13 protein-coding genes are annotated in these 13,052 nt (G+C 65.6%); 11 read left to right on the top strand and 2 right to left on the bottom strand.

The genetic code is table 11. From position 1 onward, the window contains the following. The first annotated feature begins 6 nt into the window (after nucleotides 1-6). The 6 genes from hisB to hisI all read left to right on the top strand — a co-directional run bounded on the left by hisB (nucleotide 7) and on the right by hisI (nucleotide 3,805). Entirely contained in the window at nucleotides 7-597 is a 591-nt protein-coding gene (gene hisB, locus ACW4QM_RS08060) for an imidazoleglycerol-phosphate dehydratase HisB (RefSeq protein WP_161127789.1), read from the top strand. Then, entirely contained in the window at nucleotides 594-1,298 is a 705-nt protein-coding gene (hisH, locus tag ACW4QM_RS08055) for an imidazole glycerol phosphate synthase subunit HisH (RefSeq protein WP_302148461.1), read from the top strand. Before hisB ends, hisH begins: the two co-directional genes overlap by 4 nt. A 2-nt stretch (nucleotides 1,299-1,300) precedes the next feature. Beyond that, complete coding sequence (gene hisA / locus ACW4QM_RS08050) at nucleotides 1,301-2,092, top strand: 1-(5-phosphoribosyl)-5-[(5-phosphoribosylamino)methylideneamino]imidazole-4-carboxamide isomerase (protein WP_161127788.1); 792 nt, start codon at nucleotides 1,301-1,303, stop codon at nucleotides 2,090-2,092. Between the two features lie 233 nt (nucleotides 2,093-2,325). Beyond that, nucleotides 2,326-3,090 carry an imidazole glycerol phosphate synthase subunit HisF gene (hisF, locus tag ACW4QM_RS08045; protein WP_455798355.1) on the top strand — a complete coding sequence of 255 codons (765 nt, stop codon included), beginning with the start codon at nucleotides 2,326-2,328 and terminating at the stop codon, nucleotides 3,088-3,090. 88 nt (nucleotides 3,091-3,178) lie between these two features. Next, nucleotides 3,179-3,472 carry a helix-turn-helix domain-containing protein gene (locus ACW4QM_RS08040; RefSeq protein WP_022740189.1) on the top strand — a complete coding sequence of 98 codons (294 nt, stop codon included), beginning with the start codon at nucleotides 3,179-3,181 and terminating at the stop codon, nucleotides 3,470-3,472. 9 nt (nucleotides 3,473-3,481) lie between these two features. Further along, nucleotides 3,482-3,805, top strand: coding sequence for a phosphoribosyl-AMP cyclohydrolase (hisI, locus tag ACW4QM_RS08035; protein WP_117284349.1), 324 nt, complete (start codon nucleotides 3,482-3,484; stop codon nucleotides 3,803-3,805). A 426-nt stretch (nucleotides 3,806-4,231) separates the two neighbouring features. On the opposite strand, the gene ACW4QM_RS08030 is transcribed toward hisI, so the two are convergent. Beyond that, on the bottom strand, nucleotides 4,232-5,191 hold the full coding sequence (locus tag ACW4QM_RS08030; protein WP_161127787.1) for a DMT family transporter: 960 nt from the start codon (nucleotides 5,189-5,191) through the stop codon (nucleotides 4,232-4,234). Nucleotides 5,192-5,378: 187 nt separating this feature from the next. Here ACW4QM_RS08030 and ACW4QM_RS08025 point away from each other — a divergent pair, with 187 nt between their 5' ends. From ACW4QM_RS08025 to ACW4QM_RS08005, 5 genes are all read left to right on the top strand, one after another. After that, nucleotides 5,379-6,263 carry a LysR family transcriptional regulator gene (locus ACW4QM_RS08025; RefSeq protein WP_161127786.1) on the top strand — a complete coding sequence of 295 codons (885 nt, stop codon included), beginning with the start codon at nucleotides 5,379-5,381 and terminating at the stop codon, nucleotides 6,261-6,263. Nucleotides 6,264-6,547: 284 nt separating this feature from the next. Further along, complete coding sequence (locus ACW4QM_RS08020; protein ID WP_117284425.1) at nucleotides 6,548-7,234, top strand: transaldolase family protein; 687 nt, start codon at nucleotides 6,548-6,550, stop codon at nucleotides 7,232-7,234. Further along, entirely contained in the window at nucleotides 7,231-9,240 is a 2,010-nt protein-coding gene (gene rho, locus ACW4QM_RS08015; RefSeq protein WP_161127785.1) for a transcription termination factor Rho, read from the top strand. The genes ACW4QM_RS08020 and rho overlap by 4 nt, the downstream gene beginning before the upstream one ends. 33 nt (nucleotides 9,241-9,273) lie before the next feature. After that, nucleotides 9,274-10,509 (top strand): signal peptide peptidase SppA, encoded by a 1,236-nt coding sequence (gene sppA / locus ACW4QM_RS08010; RefSeq protein WP_202427849.1) that lies wholly within the window; start codon nucleotides 9,274-9,276, stop codon nucleotides 10,507-10,509. Further along, on the top strand, nucleotides 10,493-12,514 hold the full coding sequence (locus ACW4QM_RS08005) for a class I tRNA ligase family protein (RefSeq protein ID WP_302148466.1): 2,022 nt from the start codon (nucleotides 10,493-10,495) through the stop codon (nucleotides 12,512-12,514). The genes sppA and ACW4QM_RS08005 overlap by 17 nt, the downstream gene beginning before the upstream one ends. Before the next feature lie 279 nt (nucleotides 12,515-12,793). Here ACW4QM_RS08005 and ACW4QM_RS08000 read toward each other — a convergent pair. Beyond that, nucleotides 12,794-13,052: hypothetical protein (locus ACW4QM_RS08000; RefSeq protein ID WP_455798354.1), on the bottom strand; the 259-nt coding region annotated here is incomplete at its 5' end.

Raw genomic sequence — 13,052 nt, 5'->3', positions numbered from 1 at the left:
AGAGCAATGACGAGAGAGGCCACCATCCTCCGCGAGACGGCGGAGACGCGCATCGAGGTCACGGTGAACCTGGACGGCGCGGGACGCGCGGACGTGGCAAGCGGCATCGGGTTCTTCGACCACATGCTGTGCGCCTTCGCGCGTCACGGCCGCTTCGATCTGAAGGTGTCGGTGCGCGGCGACTTGCATGTGGACGGCCACCACACGGTGGAGGACACGGGCATCGTGCTGGGGCGCGCTTTGGCCGAGGCCTTGGGAGAGAAGGCCGGCATCGAGCGGTTCGGCAGCGCGTTCGTGCCGATGGACGAGGCGCTGGTGCTGGCGGCCCTGGATATCTCCGGGCGTGGGCAGCTGCACTGGGATGTGGAGGCGCCTTTCGGCATGGTGGGCGATTTCGACACCCAGCTCGCCCGGGAGTTCTTCATCGCGCTCGCGGCCAACGCGGGCATCACCCTGCACATCCGGCAGCTCGCCGGCGACAACGTGCACCACATCTTCGAGGCCGCCTTCAAGGCGGCAGGCCGCGCCCTGCGCCAGGCCGTGGCCGTCGACCCGGCCTTGGGCGGGGAAGTGCCTTCCACGAAGGGGGTTTTGTGAGCATCGTCATTGTCGACTATCACAAGGGGAACCTGCTCTCGGTGGAGCGGGGACTTGTAGGCGCGGGGGCAGACGTCGTCGTGACCGATAAGGCGGATGTCATCCGCGCGGCCGACGCCGTGGTGCTGCCCGGCGTGGGAGCCTTCGCCGATGCCGCCGCGTCCATGGAGGAGATGGGCCAGATGGAGGCGGTGCGCGCGGCGGTGGCCGGCGGTGCGCCGTTTTTGGGCATCTGCTTAGGGATGCACCTCATGTTCGAGGCGGGCACCGAGCACGCGCCCGTTGACGGTCCGCTGCCGCGCGGCCTCGGCTTCATCGAGGGCGTGGTGGACGCCATGCCCCGCACCGACGCTGCCGGCCGCGCCTACAAAGTGCCCCATGTGGGATGGAACTCCGTGGAGTTCTCCGAGCCGAATTCGCTGTTCGACGGAACCGCGCCCGGCGAGTTCTTCTACTTCACCCACAGCTTCGTGGCGCCGCCGAGCGCGGCCACCATTGCCGAGACGGTGCACTCGGTGACCTTCCCCTGCGCCGTGCAGGTGCCGGGCCGTCCCGTCTTCGGCGTGCAGTTCCATCCGGAGAAGAGCTCGGATGCGGGCGCGCGCCTGCTTGCCAACTTCGCAACCATTGCACGAGCCGCGCGCGCCGACAGCGCGCACGCTGATAAGGTGGCGAAAAACCCCGTCGCGTCAAAGGAGTAGCCATGTACCTTCTTCCTGCCATCGATCTTTTGGACGGGCGCGCGGTGCGTCTGGCCAAGGGAGACTACCATGCCGTCACCGTGTACAACGACGACCCGGCGTATCAGGCCCAGCTGTTCGAGGAGGCCGGTGCGACATGGCTTCATGTGGTCGATCTGGATGGCGCGAAGTCCGGCAATCCCGACAACCTGGAAGTGGTGCGCGCGATTTTGGCGCGCACGAGCCTGAAAGTGGAGGTAGGCGGCGGCGTGCGCTCGCTCGAGGCCGCCGATCGCCTGCTCGACGCCGGCGCGACCCGGGTTATTCTAGGCACCGCGCTCGTGCGCGACCCCGATTTCGCCCAGGCGGCCATGGAGAAGTTCGGCCCCGATGCCCTAGTTGCCGGCATCGACGCGAAGGCCGGCGAGGCCGCCGTGGCCGGCTGGACGGAGGGCTCGGGCGTGGCTGCCGCCGACCTGGCCCGCCGCATGGCGGCGCTGGGTTACGAGCACCTCGTCTACACCGACATTGCCCGCGACGGCATGCAGACTGGCGTGGAGAACGACGCCTACGCGAAGATGGCCGCCGCCTTCGGCAATCCGGTCATCGTTTCCGGCGGCATTGCCACCGCGGCTGACATCCGGGCGCTGGCTCCCATCGCCGACGCCGTGGAGGGCGTCATTACCGGTCGGGCCATCTACGAGGGCACCCTTACCGTGGCCGACGGCGTCGCGGCGTGCGACGGCACCTTCCACCTGTCCGATCAGTTGGAAGAGGAGGGGCGTCCCCTGACCATCGAAGAGTTGGAAAGCTAGCAAGCAAGGAAGAGCAGCCCGGGCGATGCCGGGTGCCTTGACCGAGCGAATCTTATCGAGAGAGTGAGAGTAGTCGGCGAAACAGACGGTGTTGCGACCGAGCGAGTTCCGCAGATGGTATCGAAGGCGATAAACGATGGGGAGCGGTTAGCCCTGACGCCTTCGATACCAGCGAGGACTGTCTGAGCGAATCGCAATACCGTCTGGTTCGCTGACGGACAGGTTGACAAAAGATGCTGACAAAGAGAGTAATCCCCTGCCTGGACATAAAGGACGGCCGCGTCGTGAAGGGCGTGAACTTCGTGGGGCTGCGCGATGCGGGCGACCCCATCGAGCTGGCTCGCGCCTACGACGAGCAGAAGGCGGACGAGGTGATCTTCTTGGACATCACCGCCACGAGCGACGACCGCGCCACCACGGTGGAGCTCGCGAGCCACGCCTCGGCCGAGCTGCACCTCCCTTACTGCGTGGGCGGCGGCTTCCGCAGCGTGGCCGATATTCGCAAGATGATCGCCGCCGGCGCCGACAAGGTGTCGGTGAACTCGGCGGCCGTGGCGAACCCCCAGCTCATCACTGATGCGGCCCGGGCTTTCGGCACCCAGGCGATCCTCTGCGCCATCGACGCGAAAGCGGTGCCCGGCAATCCCAACAAGTGGGAGGTCTACGTGGCCGGTGGCCGCAAGAACACCCACATCGACGCCATCGAATGGGCTCGCGAGGCGGCTCGGCGCGGGGCGGGGGAGATTCTGCTCACCTCCATGGATCGCGACGGCAGCCGCGACGGCTTCGACTGTCACCTGACGCGCTCCGTGGCCCGGGCCGTGGACATCCCCGTCATCGCCAGCGGCGGCGTGGGCAAGCTCGAGCACTTCGCCGAGGGCATCATCGAGGGCGAGGCCGACGCCGTGCTCGCCGCCAGCGTCTTCCACTTCGGCGAGCTCACCGTGCGCCAAGTAAAGGAGTCCATGCGAGACGCCGGCATCCCCGTGCGGCTGTAGGGCATGGGCTTGCCTTTACGCTAAAGTTGAACTATCATGCAACTCATGTTTTAACGCGATGTAAACTCTCGTGTAATAGGAGATTTGAATGGCTAAGGAGAACAGCGTTATCGACTGGGAGGCCTACGGGACGTTGCTGAAGGCGGCGCGGCTGGCCAACGGGTACTCGCGGGGCAAGAAGCTCACCGATGCGGTGGAGGAGAAGACGGGCATGAAGATCTCGGAGCGCACGATTTACGCGCTGGAGGACGCCTCGCGCGCGCCTTCCGCCGATATCTTCCTCGCGCTGCAGCAGGTGCTGCCCGAGCTGTGCGATCCGGAGTACATGCGTCCGGCCTTCCGCAAGGCCGATATCAAGGTCATGCTCGTCACGCTGCCCTAAGGAGGAGAGGTGGATCTTCCCGAGTTGAAGTACAACGAGGCGGGGCTCGTCCCCTGCATTGTGCAGGATGCCGATACGGGCGAGGTGCTCATGATGGCGTGGATGAGCGCCGAGTCGCTGGCGCTCACGCTGGAGCTCGGCGAAACCGTGTTCTGGAGCCGTAGCCGGTGCGAGCTGTGGCACAAGGGCGCCACGAGCGGCAACACCCAGAAGCTGGTCGATCTACGCTACGACTGCGACGCCGATACCCTGCTCGCGCTGGTGCATCCGGCCGGTCCCGCCTGCCACACGGGGGAGCGAACCTGCTTCTACCGCTCGATGTTGGAAGAGTAGCTGGTTGCTCGTGCTTTGTGCTCGCCGAGTGAAGGTGCGAGAGGTGTTTTAGCTGGATGATTCCAGAAATCGATGCCCAGAAGTTGGAAAAGGTGATTTTTTGGTCAGAAACGGCTGCTGCCAAGAATCATGAGAACAAAAAAGCACATTTTCCAACTAAATGAGTCCACTTTTTCACATATTCCAAATCGGAAGATCAAGGTTCGAGAAAGTTGCAAATGCAAAAGTCTCTGACCTGGTGTTTCTCGGTACCCATTTGCTTGTCCTATGAGCCAAGCTCAGTCCGAGCTTGGAAAATGTGCTTTTTTGACAGGTGGCCGCCGATTTTCCGTCTGTGTCGCAGGGCGTGGCAGCTTGGCGAGAGGCTGCCACGCCCGATTCATGTCGCGGAGTGTTGCGGGGGCGCGGGGCGGTGCCGGGCGAGTGCTAGGCCGCGTGGTGCAGGACGCGGCGCTGGGCGCGCACGAGGCGCACGTAGGCGCGGCGCATCCGGCGTCGCTGGGCAGCCGGCAGTTTCACGCGCGCCTCGCCGAGCAGTGCGCCGCCGATGATGCAGCAGGCGCCGGCGAGCTGCACTGGCGTCATTACCTCGCCGAGCACGAGCGCCCCCAGCACCACGGCCGTGAGCGGCTCGGCGTAGGCGCACACCGACACGGTCTGCATGGGCAGCTGGTCGATGGCCCGGTAGTAGAGGAAGTAGGCCAGGGCGGTGAACACGGCGCCCAGGGCAATGACGGTGGGCCAAGAGCTCAAGGGAATACGGCCGATGAAGGCGAAGCCCTCGCCAGCCGCGGCCACGGCAAGGGCCACCGCCACCGCCGTGGCAAGTTGGATGGTGGTGCAGGGGATGCCGGTGATGTCGCGGGCGAGCTTGTTGAAGATGACCATGCCAGCGGTGCTGGCGGCCGCGGCGAGTCCCATGAGGATGCCGGGAACCGACAGCGTGCCCTCCAGGGCGGACGCATTCAGCAAAAGCAGACCGCCGACCACAATGGCGAACCCGACCACCACGGGAAGCCGCAGGCGCTCCTTGAACAGAAGGGGGGACAGCGCCATGGTGATGACCGGGGCCGTGGCGGCCAGAACGGCGCCGAGGCCCACGCCAAGCAGGCGGTAGGCAGTGAAAATGGTCATCATGGCAAGGCCCAGGCAGGCGCCGGAGAGGGCCACGAACAGGTACTGGCGACGGCCGATGTGCCGGGGTAGTTGCTGGCGGGTGACGACGAAGATGAGGCCCATGAACAGCGCGCCTATTATGAGGCGCATAAGACAGACCTCGAAGGCCGACAGCGGCAGCGTGCTGGCGACGATGCCCGACGATCCGAACATCATGACGGCTGCGATGAAGCACAGAAGGTACTTCATCGATGCGATCTTCGTGCGCATGGCAAGCCTCTCCTTCTCGGTGCAGGGCGCGGGACTCGCAGGCTCAGCGCGCCGCCTTCTTCCTTTTGATGCAGCTGCATTATGGCGCTTGACAAATCCCCTGAAAAGCGAAACTATTTCATAGTTCACATGAGAAATTCTCATAACATGAGGCAATGAGGCACGAAGCAACGAGGAGAGGGGAGCCGTGGACGCCAACATCCAGAAGTACCAGGCCTTCGTGGAGGTGGCCGATGCCGGCAGCTTCACCAAGGCGGCCGAGACGCTGGCCTATTCCCAGTCGGGCATAAGCCACATGGTCTCCGATTTGGAGCGCGACTGGGGCGTGGCGCTGTTCGAGCGGAGCCGCCGGGGGGTGGTGCTGACCGGCGATGGCGCACGGCTTCTGCCCGAGGCCCGCGCCCTCTGCGAGAGCTTCCGCGCCTTGGAAGCCACTGTGGACGAGGTGCGGGGACTTGAGACCGGCCTCATCCGCATCGGCGTGTTCCCGAGCGTGGCCGCCCATTGGATTCCGCGCATCATCAAGCGCTTCAGCGCCGATTACCCGGGCATCGACTACAAGCTGCGCGTAGGAGACTACACCGAGATCGAGGAGTGGATCGCCGACGGCACCGTGGACTGCGGCTTCGTGCTGCTCCCGCTGCGCACGGACGCGCGGCTCATCGCGCGCGCCTTGGAGGAGGACGAGTTTCTGGCCGTGCTTCCGCGCGACCACGAGCTGGCGGGCGCGGGGGTGTTTCCCGTGGAGCGTCTTGCGGAATTTCCGCTGCTCTCGCCGGCATCGGAGTCCGACGACGAGCTTCTGGAGTTCCTCATCCGATGGGGCGTGCGCCCTACCACGCGTCTCACCTCGTGGGACGATCGGGCCATTCTCTCCATGGTGGAGTACGGCATGGGCGTGAGCGTGCTGTCGCGCCTTATGCTGCGGGGCCTGTCCCAAAACGTGGTCACGCTGCCCTTGTCCGATCCGGTCTTCCGCACCATCGGCGTGGCCTATCGCAGCGCCGGCCACCTTCCCCTGGCCACCCGCCGCTTCCTCGATTACTTGGAGTTTCGCAAAGAAGAGGAGTGAGCGGGGGCGGCTTGAGCGAGCTGGAATGCCGTCGGAACGCCGATGGGCTCTCCTCCGAGTTGAGTCGCGGGCAGTCTGTGCTTTTTCTTGTGCGGTGCGGTCGGTTGCGCTACTATGGTTCCAGCTCTGAATCTTGGGCGCAATGGCGCCCCACTTCCTTCCCATAGTCCCGTATCGCCCATTTTCAACGTTCTCACGGTTCGGGTTCGCAGTGCGCTTTACCGCGGTCGATTCGAGCGCCATTCCCATTCCTTTGCCTGTAAACCTCAAGAAGGAGGATGAACGTGAAGTTCTTTCTGGACACGGCCGACCTCGCCGAAATCGAAGAGGCGGCCAGCTGGGGCGCGTTGGCCGGCGTGACCACCAACCCGACGCTGTACTCGCGCATCGGCGGGAAGCTCGACGATTTCCACGCGCACATCAAGCGCATCTGCGACATCGTGGGGCCGGATTGCCCGGTGTCCGCCGAGTCGGTGGCCATGACCCGCGACGAGATCGTCCGCGACGGACGGGAGCTCGCCGCCATTGCCCCCAACGTCGTCGTGAAGATCCCCACCATGGTGGAGGGCCTGGCCGCCACGCGCGCTTTGGCCGACGAGGGCATTCCGGTGAACATGACGCTGTGCTTCACCGTGCCCCAGGCCATTTTGGCCGCCCGCGCCGGCGCCCGCTACATCTCGCCGTTCGTGGGCCGCTTCGACGACATCTCCGAGGACGGCCTGGCGCAGCTGGACGACGTCGTGCGCGCCATCGGCAACTATGACTTCTCCGAGGACACCGTAAACGGCGAGCAGATCGAGATCATCGCCGCCTCCATCCGCAGCGCCAACCATGTGACCCAGGCCGCTCTCATGGGGGCCGACATCGCCACGGTTCCCTTCGGCATTCTGAAGAAATGCGTGCAGCATCCGCTGACCGACCGCGGCCTTGAGTCGTTCCTCACGGACTGGGAGAAAGTGCAGAACGCATGAGCGATACCCAAGAGACGATGACGACGGAAGCGGCCGCCCCGGAGGCGACCCCCGAGAAGCCGAAGCGCGGCCGTTCGCGCAAGAAGGCGGAAGAGGCCCCGGCACCGGCACTGGCTGCCGAGGGTGCCGAGGCGCCAGCCGCTCCGGCCAAGAAGACGACGCGCCGCCGTGCTGCGGCCAAGCCCGCCGACGAGGCCGCATCTCCCGCAGCCACCGAGGCGCCGACGGCCGAGGAGGCGCCGAAGCCGCGCCGCACCCGCGCCCGCAAGACGCCCGAGCCGGCGGCGGAGGAGGGGACGGCTGCCGCGACCGACGCAGCACCTGCGACTTCCGAGACTTCCGAAGAGGCTCCCAAGCCGCGTCGCGCCCGCACTCGCAAGGCGGCATCCGAGCCTGCGGCCGACGCGGAGGAGAAGGCCCCGCAGGCCAAGGAGCCCGAGGGCGCCGAGGCGTCCGCAGCGGGCGCCGGCAAGTCCGAGGCGCCCGCGCCCGCCGATGCCTCCGAGTCCAAGGAGGCCCCTCGCCGCGAGCGCACCACCACGACGGTGATCCGCCGCCGCGACCGCGAGGAGCGCCGCCAGAACCAAAGCGGCCAGAACCAGAACGGCCAGGGCCAAGGCAAGAACGGCCAGAACAAGCAGAACGCCCAGAACAGCCAGGGCGGCAAGAAGAACAAGAAGAACCGCCACGAGAATCGCAACCGGGAGCCTCAGCCCTCCGTCTCCAAGGAGGAGCTGACAGAGCTCAAGGTGGTCGACCTGCGCGCCCGCGCCGCCGAGGCGGGGGTGGATGCCGCCGGGCTCAAGAAGGCCGAGCTGGTGGACGCCATCTACGAGGCCGTCTGCAAGGCCGAGGGCTTCACCGAGGTCACCGGCGTGCTGGACATCATGGGCGACGGCTACGGCTTCCTGCGCACCTCCGGCTACCTGCCCGGCGAGAACGACATCTACGTGGGGCTCGCCACCATCCGCAAGAACGGCCTGCGCAAGGGCGACATGGTCACGGGCACGACGCGCCCGGCGCGCCCCAACGACAAGTTCGCGGCCCTGCAGAAGGTGTCGGCCGTCAACGACATGGCCCCCGAGATCATGGCCTTACGGCCGAAGTTCGCCGACCTCACGCCGGTGTTCCCCGACGAGCGCCTGCTCATGGAGCACGGGAAGAACACCACCACGGCCCGCGTCATCGATCTGACGGCCCCCATCGGCAAGGGCCAGCGCGGCCTCATCGTGTCGCCGCCCAAGGCCGGCAAGACCACCGTGCTCAAGGACATCGCCGCCGCTATCACGGCGAACAACCCGGACGTGCACCTCATGTACCTGGGCATCGACGAGCGTCCCGAAGAGGCGACCGACATGGAGCGCTCCATCCGCGGGGAGGTGGTCTCCTCCACCTTCGACATGCCCTCCGAGAACCACATCCAGGTGGCCGAGCTCGTCATCGAGCGCGCCAAGCGCCTGGTCGAGCAGGGGAAGGACGTCGTCATCCTGCTGGACTCCATCACGCGCTTGGCCCGCGCCTACAACCTGGCGCAGCCCGCGAGCGGCCGCATCCTCTCCGGCGGCGTCGATTCCACGGCCCTCTATCCGCCCAAGCGCTTCCTCGGCGCCGCCCGCAACATCGAGAACGGCGGCTCGCTCACCATCCTCGCCTCGGCCCTCATCGAGACCGGGTCGAAGATGGACGAGGTGATCTTCGAGGAGTTCAAGGGCACCGGCAACATGGAGCTGAAGCTCGACCGCTACCTGGCCGATCGCCGCATCTTCCCGGCCATCGACCCCATCTCCTCGGGCACGCGCAAGGAGGAGCTGCTCATGGATCCGCAGGAGGCCCCGCTCATCTGGGGCGTGCGCCGCATTCTGGCCAACACGAACTCCACCGAGCGCGCCATGGACATGCTCATCAAGTCGCTGAAGCAGACCAATTCCAACCAGGAGTTCCTGCTGCGCATGGCGAAGAAGATGCAGGCTCAGCAGGGTCGTGCGGACGATGGCATGGAACTGTAGGCCCGGCGAATCCGGCCCGACGAAAGAAGCATTATGAGCGATCAGAACCAATGGCAGAACGCCGCCTGGGGCGCACCGCTTGGGGGCGCCCCGTCCTCGGGCGGCCCGTCGGCGGGGCAAGGGCAGGCTGCCCCAGCGCAGCCGGCCGCTTCCCAGCCCGCGGCCCCGGGAGCTGCCCCTCAGGCGACCTCGCAGCCGCAGGCGCAAGCGAATCCCTGCGGCTACGGAGCCCCCCAGCCGCGCCCGTCCTATGCGGGCCAGCCGCAAGGTGCCTATGCGGCCCAGGCCCAGGCCCAGCCGGCTGCCGCCTATGCGGTGCCGGCCCAATCCGTCCCGGCCCAGCAGCCCAAGCGCCGCGGTTGGATCGTCGGTCTGGCCGCCGTGCTGACGGTGCTCATCTTGGGGGTGGCCACCATCGGGTCGTGCACCTCGGTGTTCACCAGTTCCATGGGGGCCTTCTCCTACGAGTCGCCCTCCTGGGCCGACACGGTTACCGGAGACACCGTGGGCATCATCAACATCAGCGGCACCATCCAGTACGACGGCACCACCTCAAGCCCCGAGGGGCTTAAAAGCCAGTTGGACGCCGCCGAGCAGAACCCGCACATCAAGGCGGTCGTGCTGCGCGTGAACTCCGGCGGCGGCGTGGCCACGGCCGGCGAGGAGATGAGCACCTACATCCGCGACTTCTCCAAGCCCGTGGTGGTCTCGAGCGCCTCCATCAACGCGAGTGCCGCCTACATGATCTCGTCCCAGGCCGACTACATCTTCACTGACAAGACGACCTCCATCGGCTCCATCGGCGTCATCATGTCTGTGACCGACCTGTCGGGGCTCTACGAGAAGCTGGGCATCTCCGTCGAGAACATCACCTCGGCCGATGCCAAGGACTCCGGCGCCGGCAACCGCCCGCTCACCGAGGAGGAGCGCGCCTGGTACCAGGATCAGGTCGATCAGATCAACGAGGTGTTCATCAACTTCGTCGCCGAGGGCCGCGACATGCCGGTGGAAGAGGTGCGCGCGCTGGCCACGGGCCTTACGTTCACCGGCATGGACGCCGTGGAAAACGGGCTGGCCGACGAGCTGGGAACGCTTGAGACCGCCGTGGCCAAGGCCTGCGAGCTGGCCGGTATCGCCGATGCTGATACCGTGTATCTGCAGTCGTCCACGAGCGATTTGTCGCGCCTTCTGGATATCATGGGCACCGAAGATTCTCTGGACGTTTCCGGGACACTGAAGGAGTTGGAGAACCGTGTCGGACTTGAATAGCAGAGAGCGGGTCGAGTGGCCCGCCCGCGCCGTGGTGACGGCGGGCATGCCCTACGGGAACAAGCCCTTGCACTTCGGCCACATCGGCGGCGTGTTCGTGCCCGCCGACGCCTTCGCGCGCTTTCTGCGCGACCGCATCGGCGCCGAGAACGTCCGTTTCGTCTCCGGTACCGACTGCTTCGGCAGCCCCATCAACGAGGGCTACCGCAAGCTTAAGGAGGCCGGCGAGTTCGAGGGCTCCATCGCCGACTACGTGCTCGCCAACCACGAGCGCCAGAAGGCGACCCTTGAGGCCTTCCAGGTGAGTCTGGACATCTACGAGGGCAGCGGCATCGGGCACGCGGGCGACGTGCACCAGATGATCTCCGATCAGTTCATCGAGCGCTTGCACGAGAGCGGCCACTTGAAGCTGGACTCCACCCTGCAGTTCTACGACGCCGAGGCCGGCACCTTCCTGAACGGTCGCCAGGTGCAGGGCCACTGCCCCGTGCAGGGCTGCAAGTCGGAGCACGCCTATGCCGACGAGTGCGATCTGGGGCATCAGTACGCGCCGGTGGACCTCATCGCCCCGGTGTCCACGCTCACGGGTACCGTCCCCGAGATGCGACCCGTGGAGAACTGGTATTTCGACCTGCCCGGGTTCGAGGACTTCCTGAAGGGCTACGTGCGCGAGCTTGAGGCCGACGACGAGGTGCGCCTGGTGGTGACCAAGGCCATCGCCGAGTTTCTGGCCCCGCCCGTGATCTTCGTGAAGAACGAGCACTTGGAAGAGTACGAGGCCATGGCCGCCGAGCTGCCGCCCCACGAGTTCCGTCCCGCCGAGGGCAACAAGCAATCCTTCGAGATAGAGTTCGCCTCCATCGGCGAGCGCGACGCCGCCCGCGACGCGCTGGCTGCGGCCGGCCTGCGCTTCCGCACCTCGAAGACGCTCGTGCCCTTCCGCATCACCGGCAACATCGAGTGGGGCGTGCGCGCTCCCGTCATCGACGGCGTGGAGGGGCTCACGGTGTGGTGCTGGCCCGAATCGCTGTGGGCGCCCATCTCGTTCACCATCACGATCAACGACGAGCAGGGGATGCCGCGCACGAGCTGGCGCGACTTCTGGTGCTCCGACGACGCGCGGGTCTACCAGTTCATCGGCCAGGACAACCTGTACTTCTACGGTGTGGCCCAGCCGGCGCTGTGGGAGGCTTTGCGCCCCGGCGGCCTGTTCGCCGAGGGTCCCGACTCCCAGATGCGCCAGACCACGCTCGTGGCGAACCACCACATGCTGTTTGGCAAGAAGAAGGCCTCCTCGTCGGGCGCGGTGAAGCCGCCCACGGGCGAGGAGCTGCTGGAGCACTACACGCCCGAGCAGCTGCGCGCCCACTTCCTGGCGCTCGGGCTCGACCAGAAATCCGTCGGCTTTTCTCCCAAGCCCTTCGACCCGGACCCGGCCAAGCGCGAGGACCCGCGCTACGCCGATCCGGTGCTCAAGGAGGGGGCGCTGCTCACCAACGTGTTCAACCGCCTCGCCCGCAGCTGCTTCTACGAGGCGCAGAAGAATTTCGACGGCTGCATGCCCCTGGGCGCCGTGACGCCCGAGGTGCGCCGTCGCGCCTTCGAGGCGCTGCTCGACTACGAAGAGCGCATGCACAAGGTGGAGCTGCACCGCGTGATGTCGGTGTGCGACGAGTTCATCCGCTGGTCGAACAAGTGGTGGGCCGATGGCATCAAGGCCGCCGAGGCGTCCGAGGATGCGGATGCGCGGCGCCAGGTACTGGTGGACTCGTTCTACCTGCTGCGCATGGCGACGCTGCTCATGCATCCCATTGTGCCGGTCGGCTGCGAGAAGATCTGCGACTACCTGAGCTTCGATTTCGGCGACTTCTTCAGCTGGAACTACGACTTCGATTCCAACGACGAGCTGTGCCCGGCCATTGAGATTGATGCCGGCGCCCATCGCATCCACGAACTCCCTCCGCGCTTCGATTTCTTCCGCAAGCACGAGAGCCAGTACAAGTAAGGCTATCTTGCCAGAGCAATGATCCTCGAGAGCCCGCTTTTGCGCGGGCTCTTTTTCATCTGGCGCACTGGCCGCGCAAACGGGAGCGCGCAAGCGAGAACGCGAAGGCCGGGCATGGGCGGATCGGGTGAGGATGCGGGAGCGCGAGCAGATCGGGTGAGCAAACCAGGGCTCCGTTCAAGCCAGAGCTTCGGTTTGCGGCAAGCTCCCGTTTGCTTTGGTTTCGGGATTGTTGTGCGGTTGGGACGGTCGAGGATGCCGTGCCACGATTCCCGGCGATCAAAAAAGCACATTTTCCAAGTATTTTTGTTGCGCGATTGAGCTAGTCAAGATAGAGGTATGGAATAATACCAGTTCAACAAGGTGATTGAATAAGGCAATATATGATCCGCATTTGGCAGATTTGGAAAATGTGATATTTTGGTCAGCAGAAGTTGGACCCGCTGTTAAACCACCATTGACATATAGCCGTACCTCTCCCCGATGCTGACGCGGTTGGCCAGGCTCAGGAAGGGATGCGACTCCAGGTGCGTCAGCT

Source organism: Adlercreutzia sp. CNCM I-6207 (assembly GCF_977072305.1).
The sequence above is the reverse complement of the archived record's forward strand: the minus strand, read 5'-3'. Positions and strand labels throughout refer to the sequence as shown.